Source organism: Actinophytocola algeriensis (assembly GCF_014203735.1).
In the GTDB taxonomy this organism is placed as follows: domain Bacteria; phylum Actinomycetota; class Actinomycetes; order Mycobacteriales; family Pseudonocardiaceae; genus Actinophytocola; species Actinophytocola algeriensis.
In genome coordinates this window covers 398,412-416,609 of record NZ_JACHJQ010000009.1, presented here as the reverse complement: position 1 = coordinate 416,609, position 18,198 = coordinate 398,412, and the positions used below count along the sequence as shown (strand labels likewise).

The following is an 18,198-nucleotide window of genomic DNA, read 5'->3' as shown; positions in this document are numbered from 1 at the left end:
GCCTTGGTAGGCTGTTACCCCACCAACAAGCTGATAGGCCGCGGGTTCATCCTGTACCGCCGGAACTTTCAACCAACCCCCATGCGGAAGCCGGTAATATTCGGTATTAGACCTCGTTTCCAAGGCTTATCCCAAAGTACAGGGCAGATTACCCACGTGTTACTCACCCGTTCGCCACTAATCCACCCCCGAAAGGGCTTCATCGTTCGACTTGCATGTGTTAAGCACGCCGCCAGCGTTCGTCCTGAGCCAGGATCAAACTCTCCAACAATGCTTTGTATGAAGAGAAACAAATCCCAGCAATATATACCTACCTCTACCAAAAGAGGCCAGGCACAAGCTCACTAGCATTTTGAATCGGCACACTGTTGAGTTCTCAAACAACACACGCTCAGCCATTCTGAGCCGCTTCCGCGACACAGTCCGACAGTCGTCAGTTGGTTACTGCGTTTTGGGGTGCTAGGGCGCCAATCCCTACTTGGGAGACCTGAGACGGTCCCACTTGGGAGGCTTACCGCTCTAGCAGTGCCGCTACATGCTATCCGGTCCGTTTCGCGGTGTCAACCCGCTTGGCCCGTTCGCATCCAGCCACTGAACTGTATCAGAGGCCGAGTTTCGCGTCGGAGGGGGGTCAGGGCTTGCTAGTTCCTGTCCGGTCCGCCGCTCTGTGCGACGAGGAGAAAGTTACAGAGCCCGCCGCGCACAAGTCAAATCGCCTGGTCAGAGGCTTGCGCTCACAACAGCGGAAGAAGTGTTCGCAGCTCATAGGGGGTGACCGAGCGGCGGTACGCGTCCCACTCGTTGCGCTTGTTCCGAAGAAAAAAATCAAAGACGTGTTCGCCGAGGGTTTCGGCCAGGAGTTCGGATCCCTCCATCTCGACGAGGGCCTCCCCCAGGTTCTGCGGGAGGTTGCCGTAGCCGGCCGCGCGACGCTCGGCGTCGGTCAGCGACCACACGTCGTCCTCGGCCTCGGGCGGCAGCTCGTAGCCCTCCTCGACGCCCTTCAGCCCGGCCGCGAGGATCACCGCGTACGCGAGGTACGGGTTGCACGCGGAGTCCAGGCTGCGGATCTCCACCCGCCGCGACGACGCCTTGCCCGGCGAGTACATGGGCACCCTGACCAGGGCAGACCTGTTCGCGTGGCCCCAGCAGACCGCGGTGGGCGCCTCCCCGCCGACGATCAGGCGCTTGTAGGAGTTGACCCACTGGTTCGTGACGGCGGAGATCTCCCGCGCGTGCTTGAGGAGCCCGGCGACGAACGCCTTGCCGGTCTTCGAGAGCTCGTACGGGTCCTCGCTGTCGTAGAAGGCGTTCTGGTCGCCCTCGAACAGGCTCACGTGCGTGTGCATGCCCGACCCCGGCTGGTCGGTGAACGGTTTCGGCATGAACGACGCGCGGACGCCCTGCGTGATGGCCACTTCCTTCACCACGTACCGGAACGTCATCACGTTGTCGGCCATGGTCAGCGCGTCCGCATACCGCAGGTCGATCTCCTGCTGGCCAGGGGCACCTTCGTGGTGCGAGAACTCGACTGATATGCCCATCGCCTCGAGCGTCTCGATCGCGTGCCGCCGGAAGTGGGTGGCGGTCTCGTGGCTCGCCTGGTCGAAGTACCCGCCGTTGTCGGCCGGGATCGGCTCGCGGCCGTCCAGGGGGACCTCGCTGAGCAGGAAGAACTCGATCTCCGGGTGCACGTAGCACGTGAAGCCGGACTCGCTCGCCTTCGCGAGGGTCCGCCGCAGCACGTGCCGTGGGTCCGCCCAGGAGGGCGACCCGTCGGGCATGGAGATGTCGCAGAACATGCGCGCGGCGTAGTGGTGCCCTTGCGGGTCCTCCCACGGCAGCACCTGGAACGTCGCCGGGTCGGGGCGCGCGACCATGTCGGACTCGTAGACCCGGGCGAAGCCCTCGATCGCCGAGCCGTCGAAGCCGATGCCGTCGGCGAACGCGCCTTCCAGCTCGGCGGGGGCCACCGCGACCGACTTCAGGAAGCCGAGTACGTCGGTGAACCACAGCCGCACGAAGCGGATGTCCCGCTCCTCGAGGGTGCGCAGGACGAACTCTTGCTGACGATCCATGTCGGCAGCCTAGGTAGATCGTGTTAACTGCGTGTTTCGGCGGTGATGGCTTCCCGGATCGGCCGTATCGCGAGGGACAGCAGCGCGGCGATGACGCACAGGCCGCCCGCGAAATACCACGCCATGTCGTAGCTGCCCTGTGTGTCGCGGATCGCACCCGCACCGACCGCGGCGATGGCCGCGCCGACCTGGTGCGAGGCGAACACCCAGCCGAAGACGACCGGTCCTGACATGCCGAAACGGTTGCGGCACAGGGCCACTGTCGGCGGCACGGTCGCGATCCAGTCCAGGCCGTAGAAGAGGATGAACACCCACATGGACGGTTCGGTCTCGGGTGCGAACAGCGACGGCAGGATCATCAGCGAGAGGCCGCGGAGCGTGTAGTAGGCGCCGAGGAGTAGTCGCGGATCCACCCGGTCGGTGAGCCAGCCGGAGAAGATGGTGCCCGCGACGTCGAAGATGCCGATGAGTGCGAGCAGGGACGCCGCGGTGGTGTGTGGCATGCCGTGGTCGTGTGCCGCGGTGACGAAGTGGGTGCCGACCAGGCCGTTCGTGGAGGCGCCGCAGATCGCGAAACCGCCCGCGAGCAGCCAGAAGGTCCTGGTCCTGGCGGCGGCGGTCAGTGCGCGGATGGCGCGGGCGGCGCTACTGCCGGTGACGGGCCCTGTCTCGGTCACATCTTCGGGTGTCGCTCCGTAGGCGGTGGTGCCGACGTCTTTCGGGTAGTCGCGGAGCAAGGCGAGGACCAGGGGCACGACGGCGAGCGCGGCGGCCGCGACGACGAGTGCCGGGGTGCGCCAGCCGTGTGCGGTGGCGAGGGCGGCCACGAGTGGGAGGAACACGAGCTGGCCGGTGGCGCCCGCGGCGGTGAGGATGCCGCTGACCAGGCCGTGGTGCTTGACGAACCAGCGGCCGGTGACGGTGGCGACGAACGCCATCGACATGGAGCCGGTGCCGACGCCGACCAGTACGCCCCAGCACAGGAGGAGCTGCCAGCTGGCGGTCATGAAGACGGTGAGGCCGCTGCCAGCGGCGACGAGGACGAGTGCGCCCGCGACGACGCGGCGCATGCCGAGGCGGTCCATGAGCGCGGCGGCGAACGGTGAGATCAGGCCGAAGAGCACGAGGTTGATCGAGACCGCGGCCGAGATCGTGGCGCGTGACCAGCCGAACTCGTCGTGCAGGGGGTCGATGAGGACGCTGGGCACCGCGCGGAAGCCCGCGGCGCCGATGAGGGTGATGAACGCGGCGGCGGCGACCAGCCACGCCCAGTGGATCCGGGTTCGCACAGGCCGCGCCTGCGGCTCGACGTGAGTCACGCGGACAGCGTGCGGGAACTTTTCGGCGCCGACGAGTGGCCGGATCGCCAATATCTGTAAGAATCTGGCCATGGTGCATCAGGTGGCCGTGCTGGCCCTCGACACGGTCATCGGCTACGACATGGCGATCCCGCCGCAGATCTTCGTCGAGGCCACCGACAGGAACGGCGACTGCCTGTACAAGGTGCGCATCTGCGGCCTCGACCGGTCACCGGTCCGGGTGGCGTCGGGCTACACGATGGTGCCCGACCACGACGCTTCGATACTGGCCGAGGCGGACACGGTGATCATCCCGGGCACGCGGATCGAGGGGCCGCGCAGGCATGGCGTCCTCCCGCCCGAGATCGGGGAAGCCCTGGCCACGGTGCCGTCGCACGCGCGGATCATGTCGATCTGCACCGGCGCGTTCGTGCTCGGCGCGGCCGGGATCCTCGACGACCGGCCCGCGACCACGCACTGGGCGCACGCGGACGAGTTCCGCGAGCTGTACCCGAAAGTGGCACTCAACGAGAACGTGCTGTTCGTGGACGACGGCGACGTGCTGACCTCGGCGGGACTCGGTGCCGGCGTGGACCTGTGCCTGCACGTCATCCGCCGCGACCACGGCACCGAGGTGGCGAACCGGGCCGCGCGGTACTGCGTGGTGCCGCCGTGGCGGGAGGGCGGGCAGTCGCAGTACATCGACCGGCACATCCCCGACCACGGCACCGACGGCACGGCGCCGACCAGGACGTGGGCGCTCGGCAGGCTGCACGAGCCGCTCGACCTGGCCACGCTCGCCGGGCACGCGCGGATGAGCGTGCGCACGTTCTCCCGCCGGTTTCGCGCGGAGACCGGCATGTCACCCGGCACGTGGCTGACCAGGCAGCGGATCGAGCACGCCCGCCACCTGCTGGAGACGACCGACCTGCCGGTCGACGGGGTCGCGGAGCGCGCGGGCCTCGGCACCGGCGCTTCGCTGCGGCAGCACATGCACGCGGCGCTCGGTGTCTCGCCCCTTGCCTACCGGAAAACGTTTCGGGCGGGCTGAACACCTCTCAGCTGAGCAGCCCTAGGATTCCCGCATGATGCGCCGGATCCTGCTCGTCACGCTCGCGCTCACCGCCGCGGTCGCCACGGCCTGTTCGTCCGACGACCCGCCCGCCGCCGACGGCAACCTGCCGGACGGGAAGGCGTTGCTGCAGGACGCGGCGGCGTCGACGGCCGACATCACGAGCGCGCACTTCACGCTCGCGGTGAACGGCGAGATCCCCGGTCTTTCGGTGAAGCGGGCCGAGGGTGACCTGACCAGGGAGGGCGGTGGCGGTGGCGCGGCCAAGGGCACGGTCTCCATGGACCTCATGGGCAGCCTGTTCGAGGGCGAGTTCGTCCTGGTCGACGACTCACTGCACATCAAGGGCCCGACCGGTGGGTACACGGAGCTCCCCGCGTCGATGGTGCGGAGCCTGTACGACCCGGCCGCGATCCTCGACCCGGAGAAGGGCATCGCGAACGTCATGAAGAGCGTGACGGACCCGCGCACCGAGGGTGCCGAGGACGTCGATGGTGTGTCGACCTACCGGGTGACCGGCAGGGTCACCAAGGACGTGGTGTCGACGCTCGTGCCGGGCATCGACTCCGACGTGGACATCACGTTCTGGCTGCGCCAGGACGACGGGCACCAGCCGGTGAAGGCGAGCGTGAAGGTGCCGAAGGGCACGGTCGACGTGACGCTGTCGGACATCGACAAGCAGGTCGAGATCACGGCGCCGCAGTGACGGTGGAGGTCAGGGCCCGCGGCCGCGCGGTCGCGATCGGCGCGGGCGGGCTCGCGGTACTGCTGGGGGCGCTCGACACGTACGTCGTGGTCAGCGTGCTGCGGCAGATCATCGAGGACATGCAGATCCCGCTGAACCGGCTCGAGCGGGTGACCCCGATCGTGACCGGGTACCTGCTGGGCTATGTGGCGGCGATGCCGCTGCTGGCGCAGGCGTCGGACCGGTTCGGGCGCAAGCTGCTGCTGCAGGTGTGCCTGCTGGGGTTCATCGCCGGGTCGGTGGTGACGGCGATCGCCGGAGACACCACGGTGCTCGTCACCGGACGGGTGATCCAGGGTGTGGCGAGTGGTGCTCTGTTGCCGGTGACCATGGCGTTGGCGGCGGACCTGTGGGCCACGCACCGGCGGTCGGCCGTGCTGGGTGCGGTCGGTGCGGCGCAGGAGCTGGGCAGTGTGCTCGGTCCGGTGTACGGGATCGCGCTCGCGGCGCTGGTTGGCTGGCGCGGGGTGTTCTGGGTGAACGTGCCGCTGGCGGTGGCGGCGATGGTGGCGGTGCAGTTCACGGTGCCGCGGCGCGACCGTTCGGGTGATCGCCCGAAGGTGGACGTCGTGGGGGCGGCGCTGCTGGCGGTCGTGCTCGGCTTGCTCGTGGTCGGGCTGTACAACCCGGACCCGCGCAACCAGGTGCTGCCGTCGTGGGGGCCGCCGCTGCTGGTGGCCGCCGGGGTGGTGTTCGTGGCGTTCCTGGTCTGGGAGATGCGGGCGCGGACGCGGCTGATCGACACGTCGGGGGTGCGGCTGCGTCCGTTCCTCGCGGCACTCGGGGCGAGCCTCGCGGCCGGCGCGGCGTTGATGGTGACGCTGGTGAACGTGGACCTGTTCGGGCAGACGCTGCTCGGGCGGGACGACAACGGCAGCGTGCTGCTGCTGGTGCGGTTCCTGGTGGCGCTGCCGGTGGGTGCGCTGGCCGGTGGGTGGCTGGCGGGGCGGTTCGGGGACCGCGTGCCCGCGTTCGCCGGGTTGCTGATCGCGGCGGCCGGGTTCTGGCTGGTGTCGATGTGGCCGCTGGACGTGCTGTCGTCGCCGCACGACCTGGGTTTCGTGGACCTGCCACGCCTCGACACCGATCTGGTGATCACCGGTTTCGGGCTCGGCCTGGTGATCGCGCCACTGTCCTCGGCCGCGTTGCGGGTGGTGCCGTCGGTGCAGCACGGCGTGGCAGCGGCGGGCGTGGTCGTGGCGCGGATGACGGGGATGCTGGTGGGGGTGGCGGCGCTGGCCGCGCTCGGGTTGCACCGGTTCCACTCGCTGACCGCGACGCTGAACACGCCGCTGCCGTTCGGGAAGCCGGAGGCGCAGTTCGAGCAGGAGATGGCGGTCTACCGGGCCGCGGTCAACGACGCGCTGCTGACGCAGTACAGCGGGACGTTCGCGATCACGGCGGTCGTCTGCGTGGTGGGGGCGGCGCTGGCGCTGCTGATCGGCGGCCGGCGCGCGCACGTCGAGGCGGGCTGAGGGCGGCCTCCGGCCCCCGGTTTCCAGCGTACGGGCGGGGACCGACATTTTCGGGGCCGTCAGGCGGGGTTGTGGACAACCGCGCCGCCGGGCCGGCTAGGTCGCTTTCTTCAGCGCCCACGCGGGCAGGTGGCGCAAGACCGGTGCCAGCGCTCGCCACGGCCATTGCGGCACGTACGCGCGTTTCGGCTCGCGTTCGATGGCGGTCACCATCGCGCGCACGGCGGGCACGGTGTCCGCGATCAGCCTGCCCGGCTCGGGGTTCATCTCCGACCGGATGTAGCCCGGCAAGATCGTCGTCACCTTGATGGGAGTGCCTGCCACGTCCACGCGGATGCCCTCGGCCAGCGCCGACACCGCCGCCTTGGTCGCCGCGTACGCGGTCACCGCGCCTGGCAGGCCGCGCAGCGCGGCCATCGACGACACGACGACCAGGTGCCCGGCGTTCTGCCGGCGGAAGATCTCCATGGCCGCCTCGCACTGGGCGAGCGCGCCGAGCACGTTGGTCTCGACCGTTTCGCGGTTCGGCCGGTGACCGCCCGTGCCGATCGGGCGGCCCTTGCCGATGCCCGCGTTGACGATCACCCGGTCGAGCCTGCCCAGCTCGTCGGCGAACTCGCCGAACACCCGGAACACGGCGTCCGCGTCGGTCACGTCCAGCTCTTTGACCAGCACGCGGCCCGGCAGTTCAGCCCGCAGTCCCTCCAGTGCGGGCAGCCGCCGTGCGCACAGCGCCAGCGACCGGCCCTTCGACGCGAACTGCCGCGCCAGCTCGGCGCCGATGCCCGCGCTCGCGCCGGTGATGAGGATGTGCTGCCTCAGGGCTTGCACCGGGTGCCTTCCGCCGGGAGCTCCAGGTCGGTGAGGTACTTCGCGCCCGCGTCGTCGACGCAGCTGTTGCCCTGCAGGAACACCGTGTGCTGGGTCGCCTCGAAGGTCAGCAGGCCGCCGCCGAGGCCCTTGGCCAGTGCCACCCCCGCGTCGTACGGGGTGGCCGGGTCCCCCGTCGTGGAGATGACCAGCACCTTCGGCAGGCCGGGCACGTCCGGCACGTGCGGCTCGCTGGTGTTGGGCACCGGCCAGTACGCACACGAGTCCAGTACCGGGGCGGCGGGCTTGCCGTCGTCCAGGAAGGGCGCGGCCTCCTTGTACTCGCGGTTGAGGTCGAGGGCCACGTTCGGGTCGGTCACGCGGGGGTCGTCGACGCAGCGGACGGCCGTGAACACGTCCTGGGTGGTCGAGTACGTCCCGTCCGGGTCGCGTTCCAGGTACATGTCCGCCAGCGACATGAGCGTGGCGCCCTCGTTCTGCTTCAGCTCGTTGAGACCCGAGTTCAGGTGCTCCCACAGCTGCTCCGAGTACAGCGCCTGCACGACGCCGGTCGTGGCGTCCTCGTAGGAGAGCTTGCGGCCGTCGCCCACCTCCACCGGGCGCTCGCCGAGCGGGCGGACCAGGTCGTGGAACTGCCGCAGCGCCGTGCCCTTGTCCTTGCCGAGCGCGCAGTCGTCCTCACCGGTGCACCACGCCACGAAGTCGTCGAACGCCTTCTGGAAGCCCGCGCCCTGCGCGACGACCTCGTCGACCGGTGTCTGCGACGGGTCCAGCGCACCGTCGAGGACGAGCGCGCGCACGTTGTCCGGGAACGTCTCCGCGTAGGTGCTGCCGATGCGGGTGCCGTACGAATAGCCCAGGTAGGTGAGCTTCTCGTCGCCGAGCGCGGAGCGGAGGACGTCGATGTCCTTCACGACGTCGCGGGTGCCGATGTTGGCGAGCATGGCGGTGCCGAACTCGGTGTTGGCCGCGCACTTCTGCGCGAACTCCTTGGACTCCGCGTCCTGCTTGGCGACACCTTCGGGTGACACGTCCAGCTCGTCGTCCGTGGCCCGTTCCTGGTCCATCTCCTCGTCGGTCAGGCACTCCACGTTCGGTTCGCTGGAGCCGACGCCGCGCGGGTCGAAGCCGACGAAGTCGAACCGGTCGGCGAGGGTGTCGTTCACGTCGGCCAGCGCGGCCGCGGTCGACAGGCCCGCCGCGCCGGGGCCGCCCGGGTTGACCACCAGCGCACCGATCCGCTGGTCCCGGTCCCGCGCCGGCTTGCGGAGAACGCCCAGTTCGATGGTGTCGCCGTCGGGTTTGGCGTAGTCCAGCGGCACCGTGAGGTGGGTGCACTGCAGGCCGTCGGCGCCGAGCGCCTGCTCGTCGTAGTCCGTCTTCGCGTACTCCGCGCAGCCCTCCCATGTCAGTGGCTGGCTGTAGAACTGTTCGAGCCCGGCCGGGACCGGGCCCGCCGGTTCGTTCTGCTCCTCGAACGGGAGCTGCGGGCCGGACTCGCCGTCGACGGAGGTCGTGCACGCCCCCGCTCCGACAGCGACGGAGAAAGCGAGCAGGATGGAAGCTGTCACGGTGGCGTGCCGACGGGAAGTCACGTCCGTGATCCTGCCATTCGCGGTGCTGAGCGGAGCTTGCGTAGCGAACATCGGTACTGCCGGTCGGAACTCACGGGCCGGGGTACACCGTTACCGTGCAGGGGCAGTGCGAACGACGAGCGAGGAGGTGAGCGTCGGTGGCGGCGTTCATGCGGCGCGTGAAGGCCGGCTTCAGCCGGTTCCTGGACCGGCCGGCCACCGTCGACATCTCCCGGTACGAGGGGCTGCTGACCTCGATCGAATGGCGGGAGAAGAAGGTCAGCGATCTCTCCGACGAGGAGCTGACCGAGGCGGCTGGGAAGCTGCGGCGCGACGGCGACGCGGCGGGGTTCGACGAGAAGGAACTGGTCGAGCTGTGCGCGATCGCCAGGGAGGCGGCGAAGCGGGCGCTCGACGAGCGGCCCTACGACGTGCAGCTGCTCGGCGCGATGGAGCTGCTCGCCGGGCACGTCGTGCAGATGGCGACCGGTGAGGGCAAGACACTCGCGGGTGCGATCGCGGCCGCCGGGTACGCGCTGCAGGGCAAGGCCGTGCACGTCATGTCGGTCAACGACTACCTCGCCCAGCGCGACGCCGGGTGGATGGGCCCGGTGTACGAGCTGCTGGGCGTCTCCGTGGGCTGGGTCAGCCAGACCTCGTCGCAGGACGAGCGGCGGGCGGCGTACGCGGCCGACGTGACGTACGGGTCGGTCAGCGAGATCGGCTTCGACGTGCTGCGGGACCGGCTCGCCACCTCGGTGGACGACATGGTCGGCCGCGAGCCGGACGTCGTGATCGTCGACGAGGCCGACTCCGTGCTGATCGACGAGGCCAAGGTGCCACTCGTGCTGGCGGGCTCGTCCGACGAGGGCCAGTCCGACCCCGAGGTCGCCAAGATCGTCCGCACGCTCAAGCCGGGACAGCACTACGAGAAGGACGAGGACGGCCGCAACGCCTGGCTCACCGGCCGCGGCGCGAAGGTCGTCGAGAAGTCGCTGGGCGGCGTCGACCTGTACTCCGGTGAGCACAGCGACCGGCTCGCCGCGGTGAACGCCGCGCTGCACGCGCACGCGCTGCTGGAGCGGGACGTCGACTACATCGTCCGCGACGGCAAGGTGCACCTGATCAACTCCTCGCGTGGCCGGATCGCGCTGCGGCAGCGCTGGCCGGACGGGCTGCAGGCCGCGGTCGAGGCGAAGGAACGGCTGCGGCCCACCGAGAGCGGCGAGGTGCTGGACTCGATCAGCGTCCAGGGCCTGATCGGCCGGTACAAGACGGTGTGCGGCATGACCGGCACCGCGGTCGCGGTGTCCGAGCAGCTGCGCGAGTTCTACGAGCTGCGGGTCGCGGTCATCCCGCCGAACACGCCGTGTGTGCGCGAGGACGAGGACGACCGGCTGTACGACACGGTCGAGAACAAGGAAGCGGCGATCGTCCGCGAGATCGCGGCCGTGCACAAGACGGGGCGGCCGATCCTCATCGGCACCCGCGACGTCGCCGAGTCGGAGCGGCTCGCGAAGCTGCTCGACGAGGCCGACGTGCCGTGCGTGGTGCTGAACGCGAAGAACGACGCGCAGGAGGCCGCGATCGTGGCCGAGGCAGGCGCGTACGACGCGGTCACCGTGTCCACGCAGATGGCCGGCCGCGGCACCGACATCCGCCTCGGCGGCAAGAAGAGAGACGACGGCGACAAGGACAGGGACGCCGAGGAGCACGACAAGGTCGCCGATCTCGGCGGGCTGCTGGTGATCGGCACCGGCCGCTACCCGTCGAGCCGCCTCGACGACCAGCTGCGCGGCCGGTCCGGGCGCCAGGGCGACCCCGGCGGGTCGATCATGTTCGCGAGCCTGGGCGACGACCAGGTGATCCAGTACGCGCCGGACGCGACCGCGGGTGCCGAACCGGACGACGACGAGGACGAGGGCAGGCTCGCGGACCCGACGAGCAAGCGGTTCGTCGACCACGCGCAGAAGGTGGCCGAGGGCGTCCAGCTGGAGATCCACCGCAACACGTGGCGGTACACGCGGCTCATCGAGCACCAGCGCAGGGCACTGCTGGAGCACCGCGACGAGCTGCTGACCACCGACCTCGCCGCGACCGAGCTCGCGGCGCTGTGCGCGGAGCGGTGGGAGGAGCTGTCCGACGAGCTGGACGAGAAGGTGCTCGAGGAGGCGGCGCGGCAGATCATGCTGTACCACCTCGACCAGCGGTGGACCGAGCACCTGGCGTTCCTCGCGGACGTGCGGGAGACCATCCACCTGCGGGCGCTCGCCAAGGAGACGCCGATCGACGAGTTCCACCGGACCGCGATCCCCGAGTTCCGGAAGATGCCGGACGAGATCTCGGAACGCGCGGTGGAGACGTTCTCCGAGATCGAGATCGGGCCCGACGGCGTGGACCTGGCCGAGGGCGGGCTGCGCAGGCCGTCGTCGACCTGGACGTACATGGTCCACGACAACCCGTTCGACACCGACGCCGAGCAGGCGCTGCAGCGGGTCCGCGCGATGATCAAGAAGGTGAAGGGCGCATCACGCCGGTGACTTTTCGCCTCGAAGGCGAAAACGGCTCTCGCTGCGCGAACTCCGTTCGGCCACATGCGAAGATTGCGCCATGCCACAACTTCGCATCGCGCTCGCGCAGGTCAACGCGACGGTCGGCGACCTGGACGGGAACGCGGGCCTGATCGCGTCGTGGACCGCCCGCGCGGCCGAGGACGGCGCGCACCTGGTCGTGTTCCCGGAGATGGTGCTGACCGGCTACCCCGTCGAGGACCTGGCGCTGCGGGAGTCGTTCGCGGCCGCGTCGAAGCAGGCGCTGACCGAGCTGGCCGCGCGCCTGGACGCCGACGGGCTCGGCGCCGTGGCGGCCGTGGTGAGCTACCTGGACCGCGACGCCGTCGGCGCGCGGGACGCGGTGGCCGTGCTGTACGACGGGCGCGTCGTCGCGTCCCAGTTCAAGCACCACCTGCCCAACTACGGGGTGTTCGACGAGCGGCGGCTGTTCAAGTCCGGGGACACCCTGGACATCATCCGGCTGCACGGGCTCGAGATCGGCATGGTGATCTGCGAGGACATCTGGCAGGAGGGCGGGCCGATCGCAGCGCTCGGCGCGGCCGGGGTGGACCTGGTGGTGTCGCCGAACGCGTCCCCGTACGAGCGGCACAAGGACGACCAGCGGGAGCCGCTGGTGGCGCGGCGGGCCGCCGAGGCGGGCGCCCCACTGGTGTACGTGAACATGGTCGGCGGCCAGGACGACCTCGTGTTCGACGGCGACTCGATGGTGGTCTCCGAGTCGGGTGAGCTCCTGACGCGGCTCCCCCAGTTCGTCGAGCACCTGACCGTGATCGACCTCGACCTGCCGGGTGGCGCGGCCACCCAGGCCGGTGACATCGAGGGCTTCGCGGTGCGGAGGGTGCCACTGTCCGAGGCACTTCTGCAGCCCTACCCGGCGCGGCCGCTGCCTGCGGCGTTCGAGCCGCTGTCGGAGCTGGAAGAGATGTGGCGCGCGCTGACGCTCGGCCTGTGCGACTACGTGCGCAAGAACGGGTTCGGCTCGGTCGTGCTGGGGCTGTCGGGCGGGATCGACTCGGCGGTCACCGCGGCGCTGGCGGCGGACGCGCTGGGCGCGTCGAACGTCTACGGCGTGTCGATGCCGTCGGTGTACTCGTCGGACCACTCCAAGTCCGACGCCGCCGACCTGGCGACGCGCGTCGGCTGCCACTACGAGGAGCAGCCCATCGCGGACATGGTGTCGGCGTTCGTCTCGCAGTTGGGACTGACCGACCTGGCCGAGGAGAACGTGCAGGCCCGCTGCCGCGGCGTGACGCTGATGGCGCTGTCCAACCAGCACGGGCACCTGGTGCTCGCGACCGGCAACAAGACCGAGCTGGCCGTGGGCTACTCGACCATCTACGGCGACGCGGTCGGCGGGTTCGCACCGATCAAGGACGTGCCGAAGACGCTGGTCTGGGAGCTGGCGCGCTGGCGCAACGAGTACGCGGCCGCGCGCGGCGAGACACCGCCGATCCCGCCGAACTCGATCACCAAGCCGCCGTCAGCGGAGCTGCGACCGGGGCAGATGGACTCCGACTCGCTGCCGGACTACGACCTGCTCGACCGCGTTCTCGACGACTACATCGAGGGCGACCGCGGGTACTCCGACCTCGTCGCGGCCGGGTTCGCGCCCGAGCTGATCGACAAGGTGCTGCGGATGGTGGACCGCGCCGAGTACAAGCGGCGCCAGTACCCGCCCGGCACGAAGATCACGTTCAAGGCGTTCGGCCGGGACCGGCGGCTGCCGATGACCAACCAGTGGCGCGAGGGCAAGTAGCCCGAACCCCGCTGTGGCCTGTGAAGCTCGTCGCAGGCCGGTGTGCGACCGGCGAGATGGTGACACGCTGGCGTCGTAAGCCATCCACAAATACCCGGGGACCCACACCGCGTGGGCTTCGAGGGAAGGACGGTAGACAATGACGTCAGCATCGAATCCTGAGGTGGCCGCGCCGTACGGCACCGGCCCCGGCACGCAGGCCAAGCCGGCGAAGCGCGTGCGCATCCACCACCTGCGGGAGATGAAGGAGCGCGGCGAGCCGTGGCCCATGCTCACCGCGTACGACATGTACACCGCCGAACTGTTCGACGAGGCCGGTATCCCGGTCCTCCTGGTCGGTGACTCGGCCTCCAACAACGTCTACGGCTACGAATCCTCGCTGCCGGTGACCGTCGACGAGATGGTTCCACTCGTACGTGCGGTCACCCGTTCGGTGAAGCGGGCACTGGTCGTGGCGGACCTGCCGTTCGGTTCGTACCAGCTGTCACCGGAACAGGCACTGGCGACGTCCGTGCGGATGATGAAGGAAGGCCGCGCGCACGCGGTCAAGCTCGAGGGCGGGCGGGCGTTCGCGCCACACGTCAAGGCCATCACCACGGCCGGGGTGCCGGTCATGGGCCACATCGGGTTCACGCCGCAGAGCGAGCACAACCTCGGCGGCTACCGCGTGCAGGGCCGCGGTGACGCGGCGGACGACCTCCTCGAGGACGCCATCGCGCTGCAGGAGGCCGGCGCGTTCTCCGTGGTCATGGAGATGGTGCCCGCCGAGGCCGCGAAGCGGATCACCCACGAGCTGACGATCCCGACCGTCGGCATCGGCGCCGGCCCGGACTGCGACGCACAGGTACTGGTGTGGCAGGACATGATGGGCCTGCGGCGGGGCAAGGCACCGCGGTTCGTGAAGCGGTACGCCGACCTGGCCGGAGTCATGAAGGGCGCGGTGGAGCAGTTCGCGTCCGAGGTGCGGGGACGTGAGTTCCCCGCGCCGGAGCACGTGTTCCACTGAGCACTCTCGGCACTTTCGCTCGACGACGCCCGCGGTAGAAAATTGCCGCGGGCGTTTTTGTCGATCCACGAAGGAGTCATCCGACGCATGGGCATGAGCACAATCGCGATCAACATGTTCCTGACCCTCGACGGCGTCGCGCAGGCCCCGGGGGGTCCCGACGAGGACCGCGACGCGGGCTTCGAGCACGGCGGCTGGCAGGGCCCCTACTTCACCGAGCAGTTCGGCACCGAGATCGTCGGGCCGTGGCACGCGAACCCTGGCGCGTTGCTGCTCGGCCGCAAGACCTACGAGATCTTCGCCGGGTTCTGGCCGCACGTCCCCCCCGACGCCGACGAGTACCCGATGGCGAAGATCCTCAACGAGGCACCGAAGTACGTCGCGTCGCGCACGCTGACCTCGCCGGAATGGGCGAACACGACCGTGCTGGACGGTGACCTGGTCGCCGCCGTGACCGACCTCAAGGCACAGGACCTCGGCGAGATCCAGGTGATCGGCAGCGTCGAACTGGCGCAGACCCTGATGCGGCACGGCCTGATCGACGAGTACCGGCTGACGATCCACCCGGTGGTGCTCGGCACCGGCAAGCGGTTCTTCGGCGACGGCACCGTGCCCAGCGGGATGAAGCTGGTGTCCTCGCAGGCCACCGACGGCGGGATCATCGCCGCGGTGTACCGGCCGACCGGCGCGCCGGAGTACGGGTCGGTGTGATCAGCCGCGGCCGTGGGGCTCGGTCCAGTCCGTGACCGGGCCCTTCGGCACGATCCGCGTCGGGTTGATGGCCTCGTGGGTGTAGTAGTAGTGCCGCTTGATGTGGTCGAAGTCGACCGTCTCGCCGAACCCCGGCGTCTGGTACAGGTCCCGGGCGTACGCCCACAGCACCGGCATCTCCGTGAGCTTGTCCCGGTTGCACTTGAAGTGCCCGTGGTAGACCGCGTCGAACCGGACCAGGGTCGTGAACAGGCGGATGTCGGCCTCCGTCAGCCGGTCCCCCACCAGGTAGCGCTGGTTCTCGAGCCGCGCCGACAGGCGGTCCAGCTCGGCGAACAGCGCGTCGTAGGCCTCCTCGTACGCCTCCTGGCTCCCCGCGAAACCGCAGCGGTACACGCCGTTGTTCACGTTGCGGAAGATCGGTTCGATGACGTCGTCGATCTCCGCCCGCAGGTGTTCGGGATACAGGTCGGGGGCACCCGGCTTGTGGAACTCGCGCCACTCGGTCGACAGGTCGAGCGTGATCCGCGGGTAGTCGTTGGTGACCACCTGCCCTGACTCGACGTCCACGATCGACGGGACCGTGAACCGGCCGTCGAACTCCGGGTCCGACGCCAGGTAGGCCTCCGACAGGTACTCGATGCCCAGCACCGGGTCGCGGTCGTTCTCGTCGAGGGTGAAGCGCCAGCCGCGTTCGTCGCGAACCGGGTCGACCACCGCCAGCGAGATCGCGTCCTCCAGGCCCAGCAGGCCGCGCACGATCAGCGCCCGGTGCGCCCACGGGCACGCGAGGCTCACCACCAGGCGATACCGGCCCGGCTCCGCCTTGTGGCCCGACGAGCCGCCGGCCGTGATGCGGTCCGTGAAGCGGTTCTTCTGCCGGACGAACTCGCCACGGCCGGAGGTTTCCTTGCCGAACTGCACGGTTGCCATGCCATCGAATCTAGGCTCCTGGCATGCGCTTCTTCTACCCGCCGCTGTCCGCCGTCGAGCAGGGCATGCTCGACGTCGGCGACGGGCACTCGGTGTACTGGGAGGTGAGCGGGAACCCCGACGGCAAGCCGGTCGTGTTCGTGCACGGCGGGCCCGGCGGCGGCACCGCCCCGCTCCAGCGCAGGCACTTCGACCCCGCCGCCTACCGGATCGTGCTGTTCGACCAGCGCGGGTGCGGCCGCAGCACCCCGCACGTCGCCACCCGCGACCCCGACGAGAACAACACGACCTGGCACCTCGTCGCCGACATGGAAGCGCTCCGCGAACACCTCGGCATCGACCGGTGGCAGCTGTTCGGCGGTTCCTGGGGCGCCACCCTCGCGCTCACGTACGCGCAAACCCACCCCGAACGTGTGACGGAGATCGTGCTGCGCGGGGTGTTCCTGCTGCGGCGCTCCGAGCTGGACTGGCTCTACCGCGGCGGGGCCGGCGCCCTGTTCCCCGAGGAGTGGGCGACGTTCGCGGCGCAGGTACCCGATGGGGACATCCTGGAGGGCTACCGGGAACTCCTGAACGACCCGGCCCGCGCGGTCGACGCGGCCGTGGCGTGGAGCAACTGGGAAGGGTCGATCGTGTCCCTCACCCCGAACCCGGGCCTGGTCGCGAGCTACGGCGACCCGACGTTCGCGGTCGCGTTCGCCAAGCTCGCGCTGCACTACTTCACGAACGCGGGCTGGCTCGCCGAGGACCAGCTGCTCCGCGACGCCGGGAAGCTCGCGGGCATCCCGGGCCGGATCGTGCAGGGCCGGTACGACGTGGTGTGCCCGCCCGTCACGGCGTGGGAGCTGCACCGCGCCTGGCCGGGTTCGGCGCTGACCATCGTCCCGGGTGCCGGGCACGCGGTCACCGACCTCGGCATCCTCGACGCCCTGATCGCGGCTACGGACGAGTTCCGACAGCGCTGAACGGGTCGCCGCGCTCGTCAGTCCAGACGGCGCCCGCTCCGTCGCTCCGCTCCCAGCAGCGCCGCGTGGGCTGCCACCAGTGACGGGCCGCACCACGTCAGGTGGCGGCCGTTGACCAGCGCGTACCTCAGGCCGGGGAAGGACTCCGGGCCGTCGCCGGCGGTGAACTCGTACGGCTCGTCCGGCAGCACCACCAGGTCGGCGCCCGCGTCGTTCAGCTCCTCGAGCGACGGCCTCGGGTAGCGGTCCCGGTGGTCGGCGTACACGTTCTCGACGCCGAGGCGCAGCAGCACGTCACCCGCGAACGTGTCGCGGCCGACTACGACCCACGGGCGTCGCCACACCGGGATCACCGCCCGCGCCCACACCGGCTCCGGGGTGCGCCACACGTCCTCCGCCGCCACCAGCCACTCCGGTTCCGCCAGGTCGAGGCCCTGCGTGAGCAGCCTGCGGACCGAACCCAGGCCCTCCGGGACCGTCGCGGCCGCGGTCGTCACCCACACCGGGATGCCGTCGGCTCGGAGGCGGGCCACGTCCTCGGGGCGGTTCTCCTCCGCGTTCGCCACCACCAGGTCCGGGCGCAGGTCCAGCACCGCGTCCACCCGCGGGTACTTCGAGCCGCCGACGCGCGGGACGTCCAGGGACGGCGGATGCGTGCAGTAGTCCGTCGCGCCGGCGACCAGGCCGGGGCTGCTCGCCTCGATCGCGTCCGTCAGCGACGGGACCAGGCTGACCACCCGTTTCGGCGGCGCGGTCAGCGGGACCGGTTCGCCGAGGTCGTCAACGAGCACGTCGGGCCTCCTCCGCCAGCACGTCCGCGTGGCACGGCTGCGGCGCGCACCAGCAGCCCAGCGCCCGGCCCGGTAGCTCCGACCGGATCCGGCGCAGCAGGGACGGGTGCTCGCCCAGCCATTCGCGGTACCTCGACACCATCGTCACCCGGTCGATGTCGCGCAGCCCGACGAACGGGTTCGCGAACGGCGACTCCGGCCAGTCGTGCCGGTTGCCCGCGTGGCCGACGTAGGTGAGGAGCCCCTCGTCGAGGAGCCACGGGACCAGCCGCTTGTGTGGACCGCCCTTGCGGACGTTGACCACTACCGTCTCACCGGAGAGGACCGCGAGCGCGAGCTCCCGCTCGGCCGCGGACATCTCGATGTTCACTCCGCAAGCTCCGTTCGGAA

15 protein-coding genes and 1 rRNA gene are annotated in these 18,198 nt (G+C 70.0%); 8 read left to right on the top strand and 8 right to left on the bottom strand.

Annotation, left to right across the window (positions count from 1 at the left end; genetic code table 11):
• The 3 genes from FHR82_RS38070 to FHR82_RS38060 form a co-directional block, all read right to left on the bottom strand.
• A 16S ribosomal RNA gene (locus tag FHR82_RS38070) occupies positions 1 to 271 on the bottom strand; the annotation flags it as partial.
• Positions 272 to 734: 463 nt separating this feature from the next.
• Complete coding sequence (locus tag FHR82_RS38065) at positions 735 to 2,078, bottom strand: glutamine synthetase family protein (protein ID WP_184815464.1); 1,344 nt, start codon at positions 2,076 to 2,078, stop codon at positions 735 to 737.
• A gap of 23 nt (positions 2,079 to 2,101) precedes the next feature.
• Positions 2,102 to 3,397 carry an MFS transporter gene (locus tag FHR82_RS38060; protein WP_311771470.1) on the bottom strand — a complete coding sequence of 432 codons (1,296 nt, stop codon included), beginning with the start codon at positions 3,395 to 3,397 and terminating at the stop codon, positions 2,102 to 2,104.
• 70 nt (positions 3,398 to 3,467) lie between these two features.
• Here FHR82_RS38060 and FHR82_RS38055 point away from each other — a divergent pair, with 70 nt between their 5' ends.
• Genes FHR82_RS38055 through FHR82_RS38045 form a run of 3 tightly spaced genes read left to right on the top strand, consistent with a single transcriptional unit; the run spans position 3,468 to position 6,668 of the window.
• Positions 3,468 to 4,427: a GlxA family transcriptional regulator gene (locus tag FHR82_RS38055; protein WP_184815462.1), complete on the top strand. Its 960-nt coding sequence runs from the start codon at positions 3,468 to 3,470 to the stop codon at positions 4,425 to 4,427.
• Positions 4,428 to 4,461: 34 nt separating this feature from the next.
• Positions 4,462 to 5,154, top strand: coding sequence for an LppX_LprAFG lipoprotein (locus FHR82_RS38050; RefSeq protein ID WP_184815461.1), 693 nt, complete (start codon positions 4,462 to 4,464; stop codon positions 5,152 to 5,154).
• Positions 5,151 to 6,668, top strand: a complete 1,518-nt coding sequence (locus FHR82_RS38045; RefSeq protein WP_184815460.1) for an MFS transporter — start codon at positions 5,151 to 5,153, stop codon at positions 6,666 to 6,668. Before FHR82_RS38050 ends, FHR82_RS38045 begins: the two co-directional genes overlap by 4 nt.
• A gap of 96 nt (positions 6,669 to 6,764) precedes the next feature.
• Here the strand turns inward: FHR82_RS38045 and FHR82_RS38040 are convergent, their stop codons facing one another.
• Together FHR82_RS38040 and FHR82_RS38035 are read right to left on the bottom strand one after the other, a co-directional pair.
• The gene (locus tag FHR82_RS38040) at positions 6,765 to 7,499 is read right to left on the bottom strand and encodes an SDR family oxidoreductase (RefSeq protein WP_311771469.1); all 735 of its coding nucleotides are present in this window, start codon (positions 7,497 to 7,499) and stop codon (positions 6,765 to 6,767) included.
• On the bottom strand, positions 7,487 to 9,145 hold the full coding sequence (locus tag FHR82_RS38035; protein ID WP_184815459.1) for an alpha/beta hydrolase: 1,659 nt from the start codon (positions 9,143 to 9,145) through the stop codon (positions 7,487 to 7,489). Before FHR82_RS38035 ends, FHR82_RS38040 begins: the two co-directional genes overlap by 13 nt.
• A 98-nt stretch (positions 9,146 to 9,243) precedes the next feature.
• Here FHR82_RS38035 and secA2 point away from each other — a divergent pair, with 98 nt between their 5' ends.
• The 4 genes from secA2 (at position 9,244) to FHR82_RS38015 (ending at position 15,119) form a co-directional block, all read left to right on the top strand.
• A complete protein-coding gene (gene secA2 / locus FHR82_RS38030; protein ID WP_184815510.1) occupies positions 9,244 to 11,613 on the top strand; it encodes an accessory Sec system translocase SecA2 in 2,370 nt (789 codons plus the stop codon).
• Positions 11,614 to 11,683: 70 nt separating this feature from the next.
• Positions 11,684 to 13,402: an NAD+ synthase gene (locus tag FHR82_RS38025; RefSeq protein ID WP_184815458.1), complete on the top strand. Its 1,719-nt coding sequence runs from the start codon at positions 11,684 to 11,686 to the stop codon at positions 13,400 to 13,402.
• Positions 13,403 to 13,541: 139 nt separating this feature from the next.
• A complete protein-coding gene (gene panB, locus FHR82_RS38020) occupies positions 13,542 to 14,408 on the top strand; it encodes a 3-methyl-2-oxobutanoate hydroxymethyltransferase (protein WP_184815457.1) in 867 nt (288 codons plus the stop codon).
• An 87-nt stretch (positions 14,409 to 14,495) separates the two neighbouring features.
• Complete coding sequence (locus FHR82_RS38015) at positions 14,496 to 15,119, top strand: dihydrofolate reductase family protein (RefSeq protein ID WP_225944065.1); 624 nt, start codon at positions 14,496 to 14,498, stop codon at positions 15,117 to 15,119.
• On the opposite strand, the gene FHR82_RS38010 is transcribed toward FHR82_RS38015, so the two are convergent.
• Entirely contained in the window at positions 15,120 to 16,052 is a 933-nt protein-coding gene (locus FHR82_RS38010; protein WP_184815456.1) for a glutathione S-transferase family protein, read from the bottom strand.
• A gap of 23 nt (positions 16,053 to 16,075) precedes the next feature.
• Between FHR82_RS38010 and pip the strand changes: the two genes are divergently transcribed.
• Entirely contained in the window at positions 16,076 to 17,017 is a 942-nt protein-coding gene (gene pip, locus FHR82_RS38005; protein ID WP_184815455.1) for a prolyl aminopeptidase, read from the top strand.
• 17 nt (positions 17,018 to 17,034) lie between these two features.
• Here the strand turns inward: pip and FHR82_RS38000 are convergent, their stop codons facing one another.
• Together FHR82_RS38000 and FHR82_RS37995 are read right to left on the bottom strand one after the other, a co-directional pair.
• On the bottom strand, positions 17,035 to 17,808 hold the full coding sequence (locus FHR82_RS38000; RefSeq protein WP_184815454.1) for a helical backbone metal receptor: 774 nt from the start codon (positions 17,806 to 17,808) through the stop codon (positions 17,035 to 17,037).
• Entirely contained in the window at positions 17,798 to 18,166 is a 369-nt protein-coding gene (locus FHR82_RS37995) for a DUF4326 domain-containing protein (RefSeq protein ID WP_184815508.1), read from the bottom strand. The genes FHR82_RS38000 and FHR82_RS37995 overlap by 11 nt, the downstream gene beginning before the upstream one ends.
• Between the last annotated feature and the right edge of the window lie 32 nt (positions 18,167 to 18,198).

Excerpts from the sequence above, each read along its gene's own strand:
- FHR82_RS38065 (WP_184815464.1), bottom strand. The coding sequence starts at position 2,078 with ATGGATCGTCAGCAAGAGTTCGTCCTGCGCACCCTCGAGGAGCGGGAC.
- FHR82_RS38055 (WP_184815462.1), top strand. The coding sequence starts at position 3,468 with ATGGTGCATCAGGTGGCCGTGCTGGCCCTCGACACGGTCATCGGCTAC.
- FHR82_RS38050 (WP_184815461.1), top strand. The coding sequence starts at position 4,462 with ATGATGCGCCGGATCCTGCTCGTCACGCTCGCGCTCACCGCCGCGGTC.
- FHR82_RS38035 (WP_184815459.1), bottom strand. The coding sequence starts at position 9,145 with ATGTTCGCTACGCAAGCTCCGCTCAGCACCGCGAATGGCAGGATCACG.
- secA2 (WP_184815510.1), top strand. The coding sequence starts at position 9,244 with ATGCGGCGCGTGAAGGCCGGCTTCAGCCGGTTCCTGGACCGGCCGGCC.
- FHR82_RS38025 (WP_184815458.1), top strand. The coding sequence starts at position 11,684 with ATGCCACAACTTCGCATCGCGCTCGCGCAGGTCAACGCGACGGTCGGC.
- panB (WP_184815457.1), top strand. The coding sequence starts at position 13,542 with ATGACGTCAGCATCGAATCCTGAGGTGGCCGCGCCGTACGGCACCGGC.
- FHR82_RS38015 (WP_225944065.1), top strand. The coding sequence starts at position 14,496 with ATGGGCATGAGCACAATCGCGATCAACATGTTCCTGACCCTCGACGGC.
- FHR82_RS38010 (WP_184815456.1), bottom strand. The coding sequence starts at position 16,052 with ATGGCAACCGTGCAGTTCGGCAAGGAAACCTCCGGCCGTGGCGAGTTC.
- pip (WP_184815455.1), top strand. The coding sequence starts at position 16,076 with ATGCGCTTCTTCTACCCGCCGCTGTCCGCCGTCGAGCAGGGCATGCTC.
- FHR82_RS37995 (WP_184815508.1), bottom strand. The coding sequence starts at position 18,166 with ATGTCCGCGGCCGAGCGGGAGCTCGCGCTCGCGGTCCTCTCCGGTGAG.